Below are 17,054 nucleotides of genomic sequence, written 5' to 3'. Positions count from 1 at the left end.
CGCACCCCCTTGATTGCGAACAAATGTTCCTTTACACTGATGCTACCACAGCACGAGGAGACGGAGGCCAGGATGGCGTACGACTTCAAGCGGGAGTTCCGTGACCTGTACCAGCCCAAGGCACGCCCCTCTCTCGTGGACGTTCCGGCGATGACCTTCGCCGCCATCGCGGGAACGGGTGACCCAAACGAGGAGGGTGGTGCGTACGGGCATGCGCTGGAGCTGCTCTACGCGTTCTCCTATGCCGTGAAGATGTCCAAGAAGGGGAGCTGGCAGCCCGAGGGCTACTTCGACTACGTAGTGCCTCCGCTTGAGGGGCTGTGGTGGGGCGGCGAGGGCGCCTTCGACGGGGCGTCGATCGGCGATAAGGGCGCCCTCTCGTGGGTCTCGCTCATCCGCCAGCCCGACTTCGTGACGCCTGACGCGTTCTCGCGGGTCTGCGAGATGGTCGCCGCGAAGAGGCCCGCGCTCGCCGGGGCGCTCGCGTCCGGTGACCTGCGCCTCGTTCGCTTCGCCGAGGGCCCTTGCGCGCAGGTCATGCACGTCGGACCCTATGACGACGAGCCTGCCACGATCGCCGCCCTCTCCGCGTTCATTGCCGAGAAGGGCCTCGTGACGGACATCGCCGAGGGAGGGGAGTTGCCCGAGGGGCATGCGGCGACGAGCGCCTTTGACCCCGAGGCCCTTCTCGACGCGCTCTGCGCCGACGGCGCGGTGCCATCTGTCCGGCTCCACCACGAGATCTACCTCGGGGACCCGCGCAGGACCAGGCCTGAGAAGCTCAGGACGGTGATACGGCATCCGGTCCGGGAGCGGCGGCGCGGCGGGGCCGATGCCATCTGATGAGGGGGTAGTCGTGGACTTTGCGCGTATCGATGCCCGCCTTCTCTCGCACCCCGGCGCAAGCAGGGCGTTCCACGAGAGGTGGGGCTGGATGGTGTACTGGGTGGGCGGCAGGCAGTTCGCCTGCGAGTTCGTCGCGTCGCCGACGGCGCCTGAGCGCCGACCGCGCGTCCGGCGCTACCCGGCCAGGGCGCGCAGCGCGTCCACGGTCTCCTCGGACGCGGCGAGGTCCAGGCTGAGCCCGATGGGCGACACCTCGATCGTCACGGCCGAGGATCCCTCGTAGGTGGTGACCTCGAGAACCTTGACGTCCTGGACGTCGCTGGCATCTTGCCCGGCCCTCTGGGTCTCGGGCTGCCACAGCTCGAGGACGTACTCGGCTGCCGTGTCCGGAGCGTCCGCGAGGCCGTTGACGCCGGAGAGCGGCTCGAAGGCCCGCTCGATCTCCGCCTGGTCCGTCACCTCGCGCACGACCTCGTCGGTCGCGGCGTCGCGCACGACGAGGCGGGACGTCTTGCCGTAGTCGATGCCCGAGAGCGTGTCGGCGAGCTCCAGCGCCTGATCGGCGAGGTCGTCTGCCCGACCGGCGATCTCGCCGGCGTGGCTTGCGATCTCGCCGGCGTGGTTTGCGATCTCGCCCGGGGTCGGGAGGCCAAAGCAGCCGGCAAGGGGCAGGGCGATCGTGGCGGCGAGCAGGGCGGCGACGGTCTTCGGGACTCTCATGCGCAGGTCCTTTCCTGAGGCTCCTCTCGCCATTCTACCCTGTGCGCGACCGCGCTGGTGCGGGGCACCGTCGCGCGCGGAGGCGCCGCGCCTCCCGCCGGCCGGGCAGGGGCCCTGTCCTTGAAATAGAACAGGTGTTCTTCTATCATTGCCCGCGAGGGTCGTGAGAATGAGGGGCCGCCGCCTCTTATTGAGGCTGCGCCGGCGCTTTGGGGGGGACGAATGATCATCAACACGGGCGCGCGCACCGACACCGTCCAGTACTACGCCCCCTGGCTGCTGCGCCGCTTCGAGGAGGGCTACGTCCTGGCGAGAAACCCGCTCTTCCCCAACAAGGTGACGCGCTACCAGCTGGACCCGGCGGTCGTGGACTGCGTGGTCTTCTGCTCCAAGGACTATCGGCCCATCCTGCCGCGCCTGCATGAGGTCACGGACCGGTTCAACACCTACTTCTACTACACGATAACCGCCTACGGCAAGGACATTGAGCCCGGCGTTCCGAGCGTCGAGCAGAGCATGGAGACGCTCGTCGAGCTGGCCGACCAGGTGGGCCCGCGTCGCGTCGCGTGGCGCTACGATCCGGTGCTGCTCACGCCCACCTACACCCTCGAGCGTCACCGCGAGACCTTCTCGCGCATGTGCGACGTGCTGGCACCGCACGTGGACCGCTGCATCTTTTCCTTCGTGGAGATGTACCGGAAGCTGCGCCTCAACATGCCCGAGCTCATGCCGCTCTCCGTGGAGGACATGGACGACCTCGCGCGGACGCTCGGCTCCGTTGCGGCCGAGCACGGCCTCTGGCTTCAGACCTGCGGGACCAACGGGGACTTCTCGCGCTACGGCATTCACCCGAGCGGCTGCATGACGCTCGACGTCCTGGGGTACGCCAACGGCGTGGAGTTCCGTCCGCTCAGGCACCGGGGCATGCGCGCCGGGTGCCACTGCTTCGAGGCGCGCGACATCGGCGCCTATGACACCTGCCCGAACGGATGCCGGTACTGCTACGCCAACAGGGACCATCGGAGGGCGGCCGAGAACCACCGCCGGCATGACCCGGAGAGCCCCCTTCTCATAGGCAGCGTACGGCCGGAGGACACGGTGACCCAGGGGGTTCAGAGGAGCCTGCTTGCCGGGGGCGGCCAGCGGACGCTCGAGTGGTGATCGGGGACCCTCTCTCCAGGAAAAGAAGCGGCCCTCCGTCCTTGTCGCAAATACATACTCATGGTACGTTTACCGGACTAGGAGGGACGGAGGCACGTATGGCGCGCAACAAGTACCCGGAGGAGACGGTCCGGCACATCCTCGACGTCGCCGAGGAGCTCTTCATGTCCAAGGGCTACGAGCACACCACGATGGCAGACATCGTGGGCGGGCTCGGCGGGCTCACCAAGGGGGCCGTCTACCACCACTTCAAGAGCAAGGAGGAGATCTTCGAGGCGGTCTTCGAGCGCGCCAACGAGCCCCTCGTCGCGCGCACGCGGGAGATCCTGGCGGACCGGAGCCTGAGCGGCCTCGAGAAGATCCGCGCCCTCGACGAGGCCTCGGCGGCGGGGCCCTCGGCCGAGATGTGGGGCGCCATGCGACCCTCGTCTGACCCGCTCCGAAGCGCGCGGCTCCTCGCCCGCGAGTACCTCGACCTCTTCGAGCTGGCGCACGACTTCATAGAGCCGGCGATCCGGGAGGGCGTCGCGGACGGCTCGATCTCTGCGACGCACCCGCGCGAGACGGCCGAGGTGATGCTCCTGCTCGCGAACCTCTGGATGGTCCCGCTGTTCAACCCGCTGCCCGACGAGGGCGCCTACGAGCGGCGCGTCGAGGTGTTCCTGCGCGTCATGCGTGCGCTCGGGGTGGATATGGCGGACTGGGAGGCGCTCTCGTCCGAGCGCCTGGACGCGATGGGCGCCACCCCCTGGCCCAACTGGAGGCTGGACGGCCCCGCCGGGGAGATGCCCGACGGTCGCGCCCCCGAGGAGCGGCCGGAGGCCGGCTGAGGCGGCCGCTCAGACGAGCAGCTCGATGACGACGACAAAGGCGACGACTGCGGCCACGAAGAGGGCGACGAGAGCCCACGAGCGGGGGTTGCCCCAGTTCATGGCCCACCCCACGCCAAATCGCTGCGGCACCACGACGGAGGGGTCCTCGCGGTTGGCGTAGAAGACGCCGAGGTGCCAGAGAGCGTCGTCGTCGAAGTCCAGCTCGCCCGCGGCCCCCATGCGGCGCAGGAGGCGCGACCCCGCCTGGCCGTAGACGAGCGAGACGCCGACCTGCGGCACGATGGCCGCCACGCAGATGACGAGCAGCGCCACGATGGACTGCCCCGGGGTCACGACCCCGGCAAACGACAGCGGCATGAGCGCGATTGCCGCCACGACCACGAGGCCCGTGACGAGCAGCGCCACGCTCTGCGCGCGGGCGAACATCCCGTAGGCGAGCGCGGACGCCGTGGGGCTCTCGGGCGCGACCGGCCGTCGGCTGCGAAGCATCTGCCAGTGCGCCGCCGCGAGGGAGAGGGCGAGGAAGGCCTGCACCGCCATCGGCATCGCGATGACCTGCCATCCCTTGGCCAGGTAGTCGTCCGGCGCGCCCGTGGCGTCAAAGTGCACGGGCACCGGGTCGGGCATGGTGGGGTAGAGGGCCACGGTCACGGCCAGCGTGGCGAGGATGACGGGCAGATAGAGGAGGTCCCAGGTGAGGGGGAGGGGCCTGGGCACGTTCCTCTCGGCGGGGCCCGCCACGGCGGCCGTGCGCTGGGCGCGCGCCTCCCAGCCCTCGGAGCGCTTGATGGCCCGCACGCGGGAGCGGAAGAGGAGCATGAGGAGAAACCCGAGGAGCGCGGGCGCGCAGGCCAGGGCGGAGAGGGCGAGCGGGTCGGCGGAGAGCGAGAGCGCGTAGGCGCCCGCGGCGCAGGCAAGCGACACGGCGAGAAGGACCACGAGGTAGACGTGCCGCATCCGGGCGATGCGCGGGTCGGCCTGGGCGGACTCGGGCACCGTGACGGCAAAGGCCTCGCGTCGGCGCGTGAGCCAGGGCACGACGGCGAGGAGCGCCCCCGAGAGCAGGGTCACGAGCGCCATCGTGACGCCCGTGGCCTGGGAGACAAGGTCAGCGGACATGGTCAGCCTCCTCCGGCAGGTCGGCGGCCGCGCGGCGGGCGGCATCGAGGAACGCCGCGCGCGTGCCGCCGGACGCCTTGAACTCCACCGCGAGTTTCTCGAGCGCGGCGGCGAGCGCGGGGGCGCCCATGCCGGCCGCGGGGTTCGCGGGGGCGTCGGCCACGTAGGCGCCGCGTCGGCCGAGCATGATGACGTACCCCTCGTCGCGCAGGGTGGCGTAGGCCTTGTTGACGGTGTGCAGGTTGATGCCCAGGTCCTCCGCGAGCGCGCGGACGGAGGGGAGGGCGTCGCCGGGGCGCAGCTCGCCGGCGGCGATGCCGGCGATGACCGCGTCGCGCAGCTGCAGGTAGAGCGGTGTCTCCGAGAGCCTGTCGACCGTGATGACCGTGGTGCCCGCCTCCCGTGCGTGAAGGAATTGTGTTCTATCTGAACTATAGCAGAGCGCGCGGCAAAGAGGTATAGTACCCGCCAACTGTTATAGAGCAGATATAGCAGAGGCGTGCAAAGGGGACAGTCACTTTTGCACATCCGAAGGAGGAGAGATGGAATACGTGCTCGAGGTGCGCCACTTCCGGAAGTCCTACCGGGACAAGGTCGCGGTGCGCGACCTCTCGCTCTCGGTGGCCCCCGGGGAGATCTGCGGCTTCATCGGTCACAACGGCGCGGGGAAGACCACGCTCATCCGCTCGGTGGTGGGCGCGCAGCCGCCCACGTCGGGCGAGGTTCGCGTCTGCGGAATCGACGTCTGGCGGGAGCCCGTTGCCGCAAAGCGCCGCATGGCGTACGTCCCGGACAACCCCGACGTCTACGACTTCCTCACCGGCATGCAGTACCTGGACCTCATCGCCGACGTCTTCGGCGTGGGCGAGGGGGACCGCCGCCGTCGCGCGGGCGAGCTCTCGGAGCGCCTGGAGCTCGCGGACGCGCTCGGGGACGCGGTCTCCGGCTACTCCCACGGCATGCGGCAGAAGCTCGTGCTCGTGGGGGCGCTGCTGCACGACCCGACGCTCCTCGTGCTGGACGAGCCGTTCGTGGGGCTCGACCCCTCGGCCTCCCACGAGCTCAAGGCCATCCTGCGCGAGCGCGCCGAGGCCGGGGGCGCGGTGTTCTTCTCGTCCCACGTGCTCGAGGTCGTGGAGCGGCTCTGCGACACCGTGGCGGTGATCCGGCGCGGCGAGCTCGTTGTCTCGGGCCCCACCGACGAGGTGCGCGGCTCGGAGTCGCTGGAGGACGTGTTCCTCGAGCTCGTGGACGAGAAGGACGGCGGCGCCGCGGCGAGAAGGACGAGGTGATCGGCATGACGTCTCACTCTCGCGGGCGTGCGCTTCGCCCGCTGCTCTCCCTCCAGGCCCGCTCGCTCATCTACGGGCTCGGCGTGCGGCGCGGAAGGGGCCGCGCGCGGCTGCTGGGCGCCGCGGCGCTCGCCGCCCTCCTCGTCGCCGTGGCGGTCGCCTACCTGTGGGCGCTCGGGTCGGGCATGGTCGCCGTCGGCGCCGCGGGCGCCATCCCCGCGCTCGCCGCGCTCGCGGGCTCGCTCGCCGCGGTGGCGCTCGTGTTCGTCAAGGCCCCGGGCACGGTCTTCGGCTGCCGCGACTACGACCTCGTGGCGGCGCTGCCGGTGCCGACGCGCGTGGTGGTGGTCGCGCGAACGGCGCCGCTCTACGGCTTCGCCGCCGCGCTCTCGGCGCTGATGTCGGCGGCGCTCTATGCGGCGTACTTCTCGGTGGCGCCTGCTGGCCCTGCCGCGGTTGCGGCCGCAGCCGTCCTCTCCGTGCTGGCGCCGCTCGCGCCTGCGGCAGCGGCCACGCTCGCCTCCCTCGCGCTCACGTCGGTGGCCGTGAGGTTCCGTCACGCGGGCGCGGTTCAGCTCGCCCTCTCAGCGCTGCTCGTCGCGGCCGTCCTTGCCGGGTCGCTCGCCCTCGGCCGCGCCTCGTCGGGAGTCGACGACGCGGCGGCCCTCGCGGCGATGGGCAATGTGGCGGGAGCGCTCTCAGCTGCCGTGGCATCCGCCTACCCGCCCGCGGCATGGGCTGCCGCGGCGGTCCGCGAGGGGTCGGCAGCGGGCCTCCTCGCCTTCGCGGCGCTCTCGCTTGCGCTTCCCGCGCTCGTGACGCTGGCGCTCGCGGCGTGCTACCCGTCGGTGAACGCCGCGGCGACCTCCGGACCCCGCCGCCGTGCGCGCTCCGTCGCGACCTCCCGCGGTGCCGCGAGCCCGCTTCGCGCCCTCACGGTCAAGGAGCTCCGCCGTATCGGCTCCATGCCCTTCTACGCGCTGAACGACTGCGCGGGCCTGCTCCTCATGGTCGCGGCGTCGGTCGCGGTCTCCGCGCTCGGGGTGGACGCCCTGCTCGCCTCCGGGGTCGTCGACGGCGTTCGGCTCGACGCCCAGGTCGTCGCGGCGATGCGCTCCCAGGTCGACGCCGCCCTGCCGTGGGTCTTCGGGTTCTGCGGCGCCATGTCGCTCACGGCGGGGCCCTCGGTCTCGCTCGAGGCGAGCGCGAGCTGGCTCATGCTCACGGCGCCGGTGGGCGCCGGGACCGTGCTCGGCTCCAAGCTCCTCGCCAACGTCGCGCTCGGCGGGGTGGCGGCGGCGGTCTCGGCCGTCGCGTTGCTGGCGGGCGGCACCGCACCGCTCCTGGCTCTCCAGTGCTTCGTGTCGGCCGTCGGCATGCTCGCCGGCTTCGCCTCGCTCGCGCTCGCGATCGACGCCTCGCGGCCCAACCTCTCCTGGACGTCCCCCGCCGAGGTCGTCAAGCGCGGCCTGCCGGTCATGGTGGGGTCGATCGGAGGGGTGCTCGCGTCGTTCGGGCTCGCCTTCCTCTCGGTGACCGCCGCCGGCGCCCTCGGGCACGCGGCGTCCGTCGCGGTCAACCTCGCCGCCCCGGCCGCCTGCGCGCTCGGCGGGCTCGCCGCCCTCCGCGCGGTCGCCCGCCGCGGGCTTCCGGGTCCCGGCTGGGGCGAGTGACGCCGGCGGGAGGGGCCGTCACAAGGGGTCGCCGCCGCGGACCCCTCCCTTGTCGGCGCGTGCCGCCCTCCCGGGCGACCCGCCCCGCCGTTCGCGGAGCAATCCCGTCGGAAGGTCCCACTCCGCAGGTCAGAGGTCCTGTATAGCGCCTTATACTGCGCCGTAGACGCCCCTCGGCTACGTTGGGGTCGCAGGGCAGGCCGCGAGGAACGGACAATCGCATGGACATCGGCAACCAGATCAGGGAGCGGCGGCAGCGTCTGGGCCTCTCCCAGGAGGAGCTTGCGCAGAGGCTCTACGTGAGCCGCGTCACGGTGAGCCACTGGGAGACGTCGAAGACTCTGCCCGACGTCCAGAGCATGCTGCTCCTCGCCAACCTCTTCGGCACCACGATCGACGAGCTGGTGAGAGGGGGCGTGGACGAGATGCGCGAGATGGTCGAGAAGAACGAGCGGAGGACGAAGACTTTCGCGGTGGCGCTGGCCGCGGTCGAGGTGGTCGTGATCACGGCGCTCGCCGTGACGGCGGTCGCGGGGCGCGACTACCTGGAGCCGATGCTGCGTCTTCTGCTCGCGGTGCTGGTGCTGGCCTTTTCGGTCGTGATGCTCATGGCGCGCCGCTCCGAGGGCGGCGACGAGGCGAGAAGTGCGGCAGAGCTCCTCGGCGCGGCGACGGGCGAGCCCGTCGAGGCGGTGCGAGTGAGCGGCGCCGCGCTGGGGATAAGGCTCGTCCTGCAGGTCCTCGCGGGGCTTGCGGTCGGCATCGGCGTGCTCGTGGCGGGCGACGTTCTGCTCGATGGGCAGGCGTTCCTTACCCTTGCGGTCGCCCTTGTTGCCGCCGCCGCGCTCACGGGGTCGTTCCTTCTCGGGCGCCTCGCGCGCCCGACGTGGACGGTGGCCATCCTGCCAGCGCTCTGGGTCGCGGGCGCCGTCGCCCTCGGAGCGGCGACGGGCGGCCTCGGCTCTCCCCGTGACTGGCTCGCCGTCGCAGGCGGCGCGGTCGTGCTGCTCGCGTTCTGGGCGATTGGGCGGGGGCGTCGGGGGTGAGTGCGGCCTCATCCTGTTGTCCCGGCTCGCCACGAGCCTCCAGTTTGCTTACGGCGTCTCGGCATTGGCCAGGCCACCGGGTTTCCGTGCCTTGCCTTTTGGCATCTCACCGAGCTAGGTTCTGCTCGGGTCCTTCTTCCCAAGAAGCGTTCCCAAGAAGCGAGTTTTGACTTCCCAGGTTATAGGGGCAGGCATCCCTGCACCTGTGACAAGATATGCTCCAGATCTGTCTCTCCTGGTCATCTCCAAACGCAAAGTTCCAGCAAGCCTGCTGATTCATCTCTGTGTTCTCCAGAGCGTTGACCGGGCAGGTGCTGACGCATAGATTGCAGTCATCGCAGACGGGCTCCTTCATCTCATCGGGCTCGAGCTCCTGCTCGCACAACACTGCGCCCAACCAGACCATGCTTCCGTATTCTGGCGTTATGAGCAGAGAGTGTCTTCCTATTGACCCCAGCCCAGCCGCTTGAGCCATGTGCTTTTGCGAGACGATGGAGCGATATCTGCCAGTGCGCTCATCCCACTGGCTCTCGTTCGTTGGAACGGGAACGCATACTACCTGGCGCCTCTCCATTTCAATGCAAAAGTCCAGAGCCATTGCGTCCATTTTGGGAGTAATGGAATTCCTTACCCTCGTATATGGGACGTCTGATCTGCAGACTAGCGTCCCTACCGGAAATCTGCAGCCAAAAGAAATAACCGATTTGCACGTGGGGAGCACGTCCAAAGGATGATGGCCTTTCGGCGCATCGGCGAACCTGTCCATGCTTGCAATGCCGCACAGGTCTGCGCCCAGCCCAAACAGTATCTCCTTTACCATTTTGCTATCCGTCATGCGATGTCCTTTCCGCATAACATAATCACCTTGTTCTCCTTATACCGTTATATTCAGACGCTGAGAAGGTGCTTTTGCAAGACTGGGAACAGCGGGCGCCCGTGCTCCAGCATTCAGGGGTTACGAACGGCATTTTGGGCTCCTGGTACGTCACACCCCCATTACAAGTGCCCGTCACATGAGAGGGTAGACGAACGACGACCACGTGGTGATCGCCTGCTGCAACGACGGCACCCGGCTCGTCATCTTCAAGATCGAGCGTGCCGACATCCCCGAGACGGATGAGGAGCGCGCAGCTCGAGCGGCAGGACTTCACGAACGCCGCGGAGGACGCCTACACAGGCTGACCCGCCAATCACCCTCGCGAACGGTCGACAGACTCACTCACGGCGGATTCTCGCCATTGCGCCACAAGGGGCAAAGAAAAGGGCGCTCGAAAGTGCCCTCGCGCATCAAGATGTGCCGTTACAGCCTCACGTTCGCAGGCGCCGGGTTCTCCTCGCAGAACAGCTCGACGGGAGAGGCCGTGTCGTTCCCGTATAGATGCTCCGCTGCCTCGGGGCACAAATCCCGCAGCAGATTCACCGCATCGGCGTCGGCGCGGAGCGGGGAGAGCTTGCCGTTGCTCGGGTCAAATAGGCGCTCGGCATGGGCTACTCGGTTGCGGACGCGCAGGATGCCCTCTAAGCGCGGCTGCAGTTTTTTGCGGTCGGTGCCCTTCGGCCAGGCACGGTAAAGCGCCGTCCTCCATATTGTGGCCTCGCGGGAGCGATCGGAAAGGTGTACCCAAAAGCCCAGCGTCAGATTTGCCACGATCGTGCCCGTGCTCGCGTCGGAGGGCAGTCGATCGACCACGGCGTCAATCGTTTTGCGATTGATGCGATTCGCATCAAGCTTCCCTCGCTTCGACTTTCTCATGACCGGTGCGCGTGCCGGCGAGGCGTCGTCCAAAAGCCAGCACCCCTCCCAGCTCTCGCGCAGCACGCGGTCGTAGGCGTTGCGCAGCGCCACCTCGAAGTGGGATATGTCGCGCATGAGCACCTGGCCGAGCGATATGTTCCACTCGTAGAGCGCAAGTGCACGCTCGACGTCGCCGCCGCAGTCAGCGAGGTAGGGAGCGAGACGCTCGGGCGAGAGCCAGCGCTCGGCCCACGCCCTCGTGGGGCTGTCTTGCTCGTTGTTACTGTCCTGGGGGAGAGACTGCTCGGGCACGGTCGCCATCGAACACCTCCTATTGACATGATTGAGGCCCGGTGACTTGAATCAGAGGTCATTCCCGGGCCCATCAATACATATCCTACCCGCTCTCGCGGAACGCAACAAGGGGCTCACCGGGCTGTCATCATATCATCAATCCTTCTGCCCCCCGCTTCCCCCCGAGCCCGCTGCCTCGAGCGTCGACGTCTTGCCGGAGCAGGAGCTCCCCTCACAGGCACACGATGAAGGCCTGGACTCCCAGGGGCGACACCGTGAGCGAGGCAAATTGCCGTCGTAGGCACGGCGCCTAGCCCCGAAGATGCATCAGCAATCGTGCGCCCCGCAGGGATTCTGCGAGGCGCCGCGCCTTCCGATGGGTCGGCTCGTTGGGGTTGCCCTCCTCCGGGCGACTCTCTCCAGGACATCGCGCAGGCGCCCAACGGGCGACAAGCGAGCGTCGCTCCTGTTATTGGCCCGCTCCCTTGAGCGACGCTCCGCCCACCGCCCTGTGGGGACCTCCGTCGGAGAGCGTTCCCGTCATGCGCTGTGAGGCGCACGCCCCGGGTATCATGGCGTCAGACAACCCCTCCCGAGGAGGCGCGCATGACGACTTCCCTCTAGCTGACGAGCCTGACAGCAGCGCGGGCTGCGACCCTGGTGATGCCGGGGCGGTTCCCTACGGCCCGCGACCGGATAGAGAGAAGACAGCCATGGCAGAGAACGCCAACACCTTTCCATCGATAAGCCCCGTCTCGTTCCCGCAGGTGCTCGCAGCGGCACTGCGGGTGCTGACCGCCCCTGCGCTCGCTGGGAGGGCCTACCTCCAGGGAGGATTCGTCCCCTGGGCCGCCTCCGGGCGCGACTCCGGGAGCCCCCACGGTGACGTGGACGTCTCAGTGCGCCTGGGCGACATGCCCGTCGTTCGTGCCTGGCTCGCCGCCGAGGACCTGTACGACCCCGCGCTCGACTCGCTCAGCCTGGGATGCAACGAGGGCCATGGTGACTTTGGCGCCCACGCCGTGGTCGACGGCGTGCTTGTGAGCTTCTGCCCGTTCTACTTCGAGGGCTACGAGCTGCGCCAGCGCAATGCCGCTCTCGTGGCCGCCGCCTACGAGGCCATGCGCATCGCGTGCGTGGCCCACGGGGAGTGGGCGGGCCATCTGAAGGCGAGGGGCGGGCCGCCGCGCGACCCGCCCCTCAGTCACGGACACCCCGTACATCACCACCAGCGCGAAGGTGCGGGGTCCGCTCGCGAGCCCTACGGAGGGAGCCAGCCCTATCCGAGCAGCATGTTCGCGAGCGCGACGCCACCGTAGCCCACGAACGCGCCGACGGCCATCGCGAGAAGCGTCAGGCCGACGGCGTGGGCGGCCTTCATCCGGCTGGGGATCATGCGCTCGCGCCGCCCGCGCTCCGTGTCGCGGTCCACCGCCTCGCCCCTCCAGTAGGCGAGGATCTCGCCGTAGGTGACGAGGTCGTGCGACTTCTTGATGCAATCCACCCAGCAGGCGGCGAACATTGCGACGCCCCAGAGCACGAGGGCGAGAACGAGGGTGGGCACGGTCTGCTCGAGCGGCCAGTCCCAGGCGAACGCCTGCAGGCAGACCCATATCATCGCGGCTATCATGAGCAGCAGGAATCCGAGCATCACGTAGCTCAGGCGCTTCATGGTCTTGACGTCGCGGTCGATGGTCTCGTTCATGGTCTCCACGTCTCCTCTGATGAGAGAGTCCACGGACGCGTCGAAGATCTCGGAGAGCAGGAGCAGGCTCTGGACGTCGGGGTAGGTCTTGCCGTTCTCCCAGGAGCTGATCGTCTGGCGGCTCACGTACACGCGCGCCGCGAGGTCGTCCTGCGACATCCCTCGCTCCGTGCGCAGCTCGCGTATCCTCCCGCCGACCTCCATGCCCGCTCTCCCTCCGTCCTTCTCGGCGCGGCCCCCTACGGGCCAGACCATGGCACGTCCCGCGGAATCGTACCATCAAAGGGTCCTGACACCGGGCCCCGCGGGGCGAAATGGGCGTGTCAAGAGTTCTTTACGTAGCTTCTGCCTGCGGATTTCCGAGGCGCATGCAGTCTGGTCGACGGGTGTGCGTGGGGCTCCCTCCGCCCGCCTAGTTGTCCCGGGCGAGCCTGCGGTAGAGCGCCGCGAAGGCCGCGGCCCCGGCGACCGCCCACGCGATCGTCACCGCCAGCGGGGCCAGGGAGTCGGTCGTGAGCAGGCGCCCGTCGACCGCGAGCCCGAGCAGGTCGTAGACGCCCCCGAGCGGCGTGAACGCCGCGATCGCGTCGATGGCGTCGCTCGCCGTCCCGAAGGTGGGCACGAGGGCCAGAAGCAGCACGGGCACGCTGTAGAAGCCGGCCGTCATCTGGTCGCGCGAGGCGAGCCCGAGCACGAGCGACACGAGCACCACGGGCACGGCGCCCAGCGCAGTGAGGGCGAGGTAGGCGGGCAGCAGCGCGGGGTTGCCCCCTGCGACGGCGAAGCACGCCGCGCCGACCGCGACCACGGCGGCGAGCGCCACCCCGCCCTTGGAGGCGGCCACCTCGCCGGCGCCCACGTTGGCGAGCATGAGGGTGCGCAGGGTGTGCCTCTCCTTCTCCTCGGCGATGCCGTAGATGAGCACCATGGAGGCGACCATCCCGACGCTCATGCAGAGACCGGAGCCGAGCAGGAACTTCTGGAACTCGCCCTCGACGGCGGCGAGCTCCGCGCCGGTGAGCCCGGAGTCCGCGGCGGTGTCGCCGATGACGAGGCGGAACAGCATCATGAAGCCGATGGGCATGAGCAGCACCACGAGCATCGTGGGGTTCTTGAAGAGGTCGGCGAGGTCCTTCGCGGCGAGCGCGCCCACCCGCCTGATCGTGGCGTCCATCCTACAGCTCCCTTCCGGTCAGTTCGAGGAAGACCTCCTCGAGGTCGGGCTCGTCCGAGTGTATCGACATCACCTCGCCGGCGGCGAAGAGCTCGCGCGCGGCGTCGGCGGACGCGGCGTCCTTCGTGAGCTCGACGGCGCCGCGGGTGCGCGTGACCACCACGACGCGGTTGCGCGCGTGCTCCATGGTGAGCTCCGCGGGCGCCCCCGTCGCCGCGATGCGGCCCTCGTTCAGGATCGCCAGCCGGTCGCAGCAGCCTTCGGCCTCCGCCATGTCGTGCGTGGTGAGAAAGACCGTGGTCCCGGCGCGGCGCAGCTCCCTGAGCATCCGGTGGACCTCGGCGCGCGCCGCCGGGTCGAGCCCGCTCGTCGGCTCGTCCAGAAAGACCAGCTCCGGGCTATGCACGAGGGCGGCGAGAAGGGCCGCGCGCTGCCGCATGCCCTTCGAGCAGTTCTTGACGAGCGTCTTGCGGTCCCCCTCGAGGCCCACGCGCTCGAGCAGCGCGGGAATGCCGCGCTCGCCGCGCCCGCGCACCTTCGCGTAGAGGCGCAGGTTCTCCTCGATGGTGAGCCGCTCGTAGAGCGCGCTCGTGTCCGAGAGGATGCCGATGCGGTCGTAGTCGGCGCCGCCTGCGTGCTCGATGGGCCTGCCGAACAGCATGATGCGCCCGGCGTCCGCAGCGAGCTGGCGGGTGAGCAGCTTGATCGTGGTGGTCTTGCCGGCGCCGGAGGGGCCGAGGAACCCGAAGCACTCGCCGCGCGCGACGTCGAAGGTGAGCCCGTCGAGCACGCGCTTGGCGCCGAAGGAGATGCAGACGCCCTCCATCGAGAGCACGGGGCTATGCGTTGCGGCCATCGTCGCCCTCCCTCCGCGGAGCCTCCTCGCTCACGCCCCTCTCGTCCCTGCGGTCCTTCTTGCGCCTGCCGGACTCGAACACGCCGGCGGCGAAGCAGCACGCGATGACGATCGCGCCCATGATCGCGGGGTCCATGCTACATCGCCTCCCTCTCGCGCTCCGTGCGGTTGAGCGCGGACTCGAGGGCGCTTATTCGTCTCTCGGACCGGACGATCTGATAGCCCATACCCATGGCAAGGAGAATCACGGATATGGCGAGCGCCATAAGGAGCGCGGAGAGCTGCTCCAGGCTGATCGGGGTGTTTGGCCCTAGGGCATCGGTGACGATGTCTGCGATTTGCTGCTCGGTCATGGTATGTCCCTTCGCTCTCGCCCGGCTCCGGGGTCAGTCGCCGGGCTTCCTGCTGACGAGCACATCCTCGCCAACCCGGGTCGGGGCAACAAGGGAATCCGGTCATCAGGAGCTGCGGAAACGACGAGAGGAGCATGGGCGGGCACGAGAGGAGCCGTGCGGTCGGGTAAGCCGTTCGCCCATCCGGGCAAGCTGGCATGAAGAGCCGCCGCTTGACGACGGACGTCAATGTGTTGGGGGCCGGCCCAAGCCATGGGGGGACTCTCGTTTGTGGTGTACTTTGAGGCGGGCGCCTCAGGTACACTACAAACGAATCAGGGGTGAACTCCCAGCTAGACGAGCTGCTTAGCTTGTAGTGTACTTCGATGTTTCGCCAGAAAACACACTACAAACGAGCGTCGTGCTGCTAGCGCCAGCCGTATCGCTCGCGCATGGCCTCGGCGCGCCCCTTGGCGAGCGGGATCTGCGTCTGCGCTGCGTCGGCGAGCGTGAGGTTGAAGCTGTTGCGCGTGAAGCGCTCGACCTTGGCGACCTTCTGCACGTTCACGATGTAGGAGCGGTGGCACCGGAAGAAGCCAAAGCGCTCGAGCTCCGACTCCAGCTCGTCGAGGGTCATCGTCACTGGGTAGAGCTCGCCGCGCACGCTCGCGAAGTTCGCGCGGTTCACGCTCTCCACGAAGTCGACTTCGCGCGGGTCAAAGAGCAGCGTGGCGCCGTCCACGCGCGCCGGGACCTTGAAGACGCGAACCTCGTCGCCGGCGTACTCGACGTCCTCGTCCTTCTCGCCCACGGCGGTCTTGGCCTCGTGAAGCCTCCCGTCCTCCTCGTAGAAGGCGGTCCCGGGCATGAGCAGGGCCTCGCGAAGGGGCTCGCCTGCGGTGATGAGGATGCCGCCGGCGTCGGCGACCTGGCCCATCCAGGCGGTGACGATGCCGCGCGTCGAGGGCGTCACGTCGGCGAGGGGTCGCTCGCAGAAGACCACCTCGGGCTCGAAGAGGCTCATGCGCGCGAAGTTGAGGAGCGCCCTCTGCTCCGCGGTGAGCCTTCTCACCTGCGTGCGCGCCGCCGGGGCGAGGCCAAAGTGCGCCATCGCGTCCCCTGCCGTCACGGAGCCTCCCGCAAGGCGCGAGAAGAGCCTCAGGTAGGAGCGCACGGTCTCGCGGTCAAAGCCGCGGTCGGTGGAGACGTAGAACGCGCAGCGGCGTCGGGCGTAGCGCTCGTGCACGAACCTTACGGCGCGGTCCACCGTCTCCCGCCCGCACTCGAGGTGGACGCTCTCGTCCTCGCGGGCGGCGAGAAGGCTCTCGACGGTGTCGTATGAGGAGGGCTGCGCCATGGTGCCTCCGATGGTCGCGCTGTAGGGGCGGGACCAGTATATCGAGTATGATGGGGCGCATGGAAAGCAACGCGTTGAGAAACATACGGGCGCTCTTCGCGCGTGACCTTGCGGACGCGCTGCGCAACCGCACGGTGCTCATGTCGTGCGGGACGGGCGTGTTGCTCGCGCTGCTCATCTCGACGGTGGTGGCGGGGTCGCCCCGTCTTGCCCCGGGGGAGGGCGCGGCGTTTGCGCGCACGGCCGCGCTCTGCGTCGCACCTGCCTTCGCGGGATGCGTGACGGAGCTCTATGTGATGGCGGAGGAGCGCGAGCGCGGAATGTACCTGACGCTTGCCGAGGTCGGCGTCACGCCAGCGCAGCTCGCCATCTCCAAGTGGCTCGTCGCCACCACGGTGACGCTCGCGGCCCAGGCGCTGACGTGCCTGCTCGCGGGGTCTGCCCCCGCGGAGCTCGCCGCGCTCCTGGGGCTTTCGCTCGTCGCGGCGCAGCCGCTGCTGCTCCTGGGGCTCTCCTGCGGGCTTCTTGCGCGTGAGCAGATGGCATCGAGCCTGTTCGCCGTTCCGCTCACGGCTGCGGCCGTGGCGCCGATCCTCGCCTTCATGTCGGACACCGTGCGAACGGTCACGTGGCTCTGGCCGCTGGGTCCCGCCGCCGAGATCCTGCGCGCCGCGGGCGGGATAGCCGCCGCAGCGCCGCTGCCGGCCCTCATCGCCCTCGTGGCGGCATGGGTCGCCGCCTGCGTCCTGCTCGCCGTCTGGGCGTGCCGACGCCTTGGGCGCGAGCTTGGCCTGAGGGCGTGACGGGGGGACGGAGGTTTTGTCACCGCTCCGTCCCCCTGTCACGTGCCCTTAAGCAAACGTTAGGAACTGCCGCGTTCTTCTCGCGTATCCTTGTGGCCGGCATGAGGG

Annotated in this window: 19 protein-coding genes; 8 read left to right on the top strand and 11 right to left on the bottom strand. The window is 69.0% G+C overall.

Annotation, left to right across the window (positions count from 1 at the left end; genetic code table 11):
- Nucleotides 1-72: 72 nt before the first annotated feature.
- Nucleotides 73-843, top strand: a complete 771-nt coding sequence (locus tag BQ7391_RS11240) for a GyrI-like domain-containing protein (protein WP_075280687.1) — start codon at nt 73-75, stop codon at nt 841-843.
- Nucleotides 844-1,020: 177 nt separating this feature from the next.
- On the opposite strand, the gene BQ7391_RS11230 is transcribed toward BQ7391_RS11240, so the two are convergent.
- Entirely contained in the window at nt 1,021-1,566 is a 546-nt protein-coding gene (locus BQ7391_RS11230; RefSeq protein WP_075280685.1) for a hypothetical protein, read from the bottom strand.
- 222 nt (nt 1,567-1,788) lie between these two features.
- Between BQ7391_RS11230 and BQ7391_RS11225 the strand changes: the two genes are divergently transcribed.
- Nucleotides 1,789-2,727 carry a DUF1848 domain-containing protein gene (locus BQ7391_RS11225; RefSeq protein ID WP_075280684.1) on the top strand — a complete coding sequence of 313 codons (939 nt, stop codon included), beginning with the start codon at nt 1,789-1,791 and terminating at the stop codon, nt 2,725-2,727.
- Nucleotides 2,728-2,825: 98 nt separating this feature from the next.
- Complete coding sequence (locus BQ7391_RS11220) at nt 2,826-3,557, top strand: TetR/AcrR family transcriptional regulator (RefSeq protein WP_075280683.1); 732 nt, start codon at nt 2,826-2,828, stop codon at nt 3,555-3,557.
- A gap of 9 nt (nt 3,558-3,566) precedes the next feature.
- Here BQ7391_RS11220 and BQ7391_RS11215 read toward each other — a convergent pair whose 3' ends face one another.
- Both BQ7391_RS11215 and BQ7391_RS11210 read right to left on the bottom strand, forming a co-directional pair.
- The gene (locus tag BQ7391_RS11215) at nt 3,567-4,679 is read right to left on the bottom strand and encodes a DUF1648 domain-containing protein (RefSeq protein ID WP_075280682.1); all 1,113 of its coding nucleotides are present in this window, start codon (nt 4,677-4,679) and stop codon (nt 3,567-3,569) included.
- On the bottom strand, nt 4,669-5,151 hold the full coding sequence (locus tag BQ7391_RS11210) for a GntR family transcriptional regulator (protein ID WP_235858673.1): 483 nt from the start codon (nt 5,149-5,151) through the stop codon (nt 4,669-4,671). The genes BQ7391_RS11215 and BQ7391_RS11210 overlap by 11 nt, the downstream gene beginning before the upstream one ends.
- Before the next feature lie 70 nt (nt 5,152-5,221).
- On the opposite strand from BQ7391_RS11210, the gene BQ7391_RS11205 reads away from it, so the two are divergent.
- The 3 genes from BQ7391_RS11205 (at nt 5,222) to BQ7391_RS11195 (ending at nt 8,690) form a co-directional block, all read left to right on the top strand.
- Nucleotides 5,222-5,971 (top strand): ABC transporter ATP-binding protein, encoded by a 750-nt coding sequence (locus BQ7391_RS11205; RefSeq protein WP_075280681.1) that lies wholly within the window; start codon nt 5,222-5,224, stop codon nt 5,969-5,971.
- Nucleotides 5,972-5,976: 5 nt separating this feature from the next.
- Nucleotides 5,977-7,644, top strand: a complete 1,668-nt coding sequence (locus BQ7391_RS11200) for a hypothetical protein (RefSeq protein WP_129583965.1) — start codon at nt 5,977-5,979, stop codon at nt 7,642-7,644.
- 221 nt (nt 7,645-7,865) lie between these two features.
- Nucleotides 7,866-8,690 (top strand): helix-turn-helix transcriptional regulator, encoded by an 825-nt coding sequence (locus BQ7391_RS11195; protein ID WP_075280679.1) that lies wholly within the window; start codon nt 7,866-7,868, stop codon nt 8,688-8,690.
- Nucleotides 8,691-8,796: 106 nt separating this feature from the next.
- On the opposite strand, the gene BQ7391_RS11190 is transcribed toward BQ7391_RS11195, so the two are convergent.
- Both BQ7391_RS11190 and BQ7391_RS11185 read right to left on the bottom strand, forming a co-directional pair.
- Nucleotides 8,797-9,525 (bottom strand): epoxyqueuosine reductase, encoded by a 729-nt coding sequence (locus tag BQ7391_RS11190; protein ID WP_075280678.1) that lies wholly within the window; start codon nt 9,523-9,525, stop codon nt 8,797-8,799.
- 465 nt (nt 9,526-9,990) lie between these two features.
- Nucleotides 9,991-10,746, bottom strand: coding sequence for an Abi family protein (locus tag BQ7391_RS11185; RefSeq protein ID WP_083662213.1), 756 nt, complete (start codon nt 10,744-10,746; stop codon nt 9,991-9,993).
- A 686-nt stretch (nt 10,747-11,432) separates the two neighbouring features.
- On the opposite strand from BQ7391_RS11185, the gene BQ7391_RS11180 reads away from it, so the two are divergent.
- A complete protein-coding gene (locus BQ7391_RS11180) occupies nt 11,433-12,038 on the top strand; it encodes a hypothetical protein (RefSeq protein WP_075280677.1) in 606 nt (201 codons plus the stop codon).
- On the opposite strand, the gene BQ7391_RS11175 is transcribed toward BQ7391_RS11180, so the two are convergent.
- The 6 genes from BQ7391_RS11175 to BQ7391_RS11155 all read right to left on the bottom strand — a co-directional run bounded on the left by BQ7391_RS11175 (nt 11,999) and on the right by BQ7391_RS11155 (nt 16,143).
- Nucleotides 11,999-12,628, bottom strand: a complete 630-nt coding sequence (locus BQ7391_RS11175) for a helix-turn-helix domain-containing protein (protein ID WP_075280676.1) — start codon at nt 12,626-12,628, stop codon at nt 11,999-12,001. The genes BQ7391_RS11180 and BQ7391_RS11175 overlap by 40 nt on opposite strands.
- Nucleotides 12,629-12,836: 208 nt before the next feature.
- Nucleotides 12,837-13,598 (bottom strand): hypothetical protein, encoded by a 762-nt coding sequence (locus tag BQ7391_RS11170; protein WP_075280675.1) that lies wholly within the window; start codon nt 13,596-13,598, stop codon nt 12,837-12,839.
- Between the two features lies 1 nt (nt 13,599).
- Complete coding sequence (locus BQ7391_RS11165; protein ID WP_075280674.1) at nt 13,600-14,454, bottom strand: ABC transporter ATP-binding protein; 855 nt, start codon at nt 14,452-14,454, stop codon at nt 13,600-13,602.
- Nucleotides 14,438-14,590: a hypothetical protein gene (locus BQ7391_RS12410; RefSeq protein ID WP_159437366.1), complete on the bottom strand. Its 153-nt coding sequence runs from the start codon at nt 14,588-14,590 to the stop codon at nt 14,438-14,440. The genes BQ7391_RS11165 and BQ7391_RS12410 overlap by 17 nt, the downstream gene beginning before the upstream one ends.
- A gap of 1 nt (nt 14,591) precedes the next feature.
- Complete coding sequence (locus BQ7391_RS11160) at nt 14,592-14,807, bottom strand: hypothetical protein (RefSeq protein WP_075280673.1); 216 nt, start codon at nt 14,805-14,807, stop codon at nt 14,592-14,594.
- Between the two features lie 406 nt (nt 14,808-15,213).
- A complete protein-coding gene (locus tag BQ7391_RS11155; RefSeq protein WP_075280672.1) occupies nt 15,214-16,143 on the bottom strand; it encodes a LytTR family DNA-binding domain-containing protein in 930 nt (309 codons plus the stop codon).
- Nucleotides 16,144-16,217: 74 nt separating this feature from the next.
- Here BQ7391_RS11155 and BQ7391_RS11150 point away from each other — a divergent pair, with 74 nt between their 5' ends.
- Nucleotides 16,218-16,946: an ABC transporter permease gene (locus tag BQ7391_RS11150; RefSeq protein WP_235858671.1), complete on the top strand. Its 729-nt coding sequence runs from the start codon at nt 16,218-16,220 to the stop codon at nt 16,944-16,946.
- Nucleotides 16,947-17,054 lie beyond the last annotated feature (108 nt).

It is taken from the genome of Thermophilibacter provencensis (assembly GCF_900128445.1).
In the GTDB taxonomy this organism is placed as follows: Bacteria; Actinomycetota; Coriobacteriia; order Coriobacteriales; family Atopobiaceae; genus Thermophilibacter; species Thermophilibacter provencensis.
The sequence above is the reverse complement of the archived record's forward strand: the minus strand, read 5'-3'. Positions and strand labels throughout refer to the sequence as shown.

Coding starts and splice junctions, on each gene's coding strand:
- BQ7391_RS11200 (WP_129583965.1), top strand. CDS start 5,977: ATGACGTCTCACTCTCGCGGGCGTGCGCTTCGCCCGCTGCTCTCCCTC.
- BQ7391_RS11170 (WP_075280675.1), bottom strand. CDS start 13,598: ATGGACGCCACGATCAGGCGGGTGGGCGCGCTCGCCGCGAAGGACCTC.
- BQ7391_RS11185 (WP_083662213.1), bottom strand. CDS start 10,746: ATGGCGACCGTGCCCGAGCAGTCTCTCCCCCAGGACAGTAACAACGAG.
- BQ7391_RS11225 (WP_075280684.1), top strand. CDS start 1,789: ATGATCATCAACACGGGCGCGCGCACCGACACCGTCCAGTACTACGCC.
- BQ7391_RS11180 (WP_075280677.1), top strand. CDS start 11,433: ATGGCAGAGAACGCCAACACCTTTCCATCGATAAGCCCCGTCTCGTTC.
- BQ7391_RS11190 (WP_075280678.1), bottom strand. CDS start 9,525: ATGACGGATAGCAAAATGGTAAAGGAGATACTGTTTGGGCTGGGCGCA.
- BQ7391_RS11205 (WP_075280681.1), top strand. CDS start 5,222: ATGGAATACGTGCTCGAGGTGCGCCACTTCCGGAAGTCCTACCGGGAC.
- BQ7391_RS11165 (WP_075280674.1), bottom strand. CDS start 14,454: ATGGCCGCAACGCATAGCCCCGTGCTCTCGATGGAGGGCGTCTGCATC.
- BQ7391_RS11160 (WP_075280673.1), bottom strand. CDS start 14,807: ATGACCGAGCAGCAAATCGCAGACATCGTCACCGATGCCCTAGGGCCA.
- BQ7391_RS11230 (WP_075280685.1), bottom strand. CDS start 1,566: ATGAGAGTCCCGAAGACCGTCGCCGCCCTGCTCGCCGCCACGATCGCC.
- BQ7391_RS11155 (WP_075280672.1), bottom strand. CDS start 16,143: ATGGCGCAGCCCTCCTCATACGACACCGTCGAGAGCCTTCTCGCCGCC.
- BQ7391_RS12410 (WP_159437366.1), bottom strand. CDS start 14,590: ATGGACCCCGCGATCATGGGCGCGATCGTCATCGCGTGCTGCTTCGCC.
- BQ7391_RS11240 (WP_075280687.1), top strand. CDS start 73: ATGGCGTACGACTTCAAGCGGGAGTTCCGTGACCTGTACCAGCCCAAG.
- BQ7391_RS11175 (WP_075280676.1), bottom strand. CDS start 12,628: ATGGAGGTCGGCGGGAGGATACGCGAGCTGCGCACGGAGCGAGGGATG.
- BQ7391_RS11220 (WP_075280683.1), top strand. CDS start 2,826: ATGGCGCGCAACAAGTACCCGGAGGAGACGGTCCGGCACATCCTCGAC.
- BQ7391_RS11195 (WP_075280679.1), top strand. CDS start 7,866: ATGGACATCGGCAACCAGATCAGGGAGCGGCGGCAGCGTCTGGGCCTC.
- BQ7391_RS11215 (WP_075280682.1), bottom strand. CDS start 4,679: ATGTCCGCTGACCTTGTCTCCCAGGCCACGGGCGTCACGATGGCGCTC.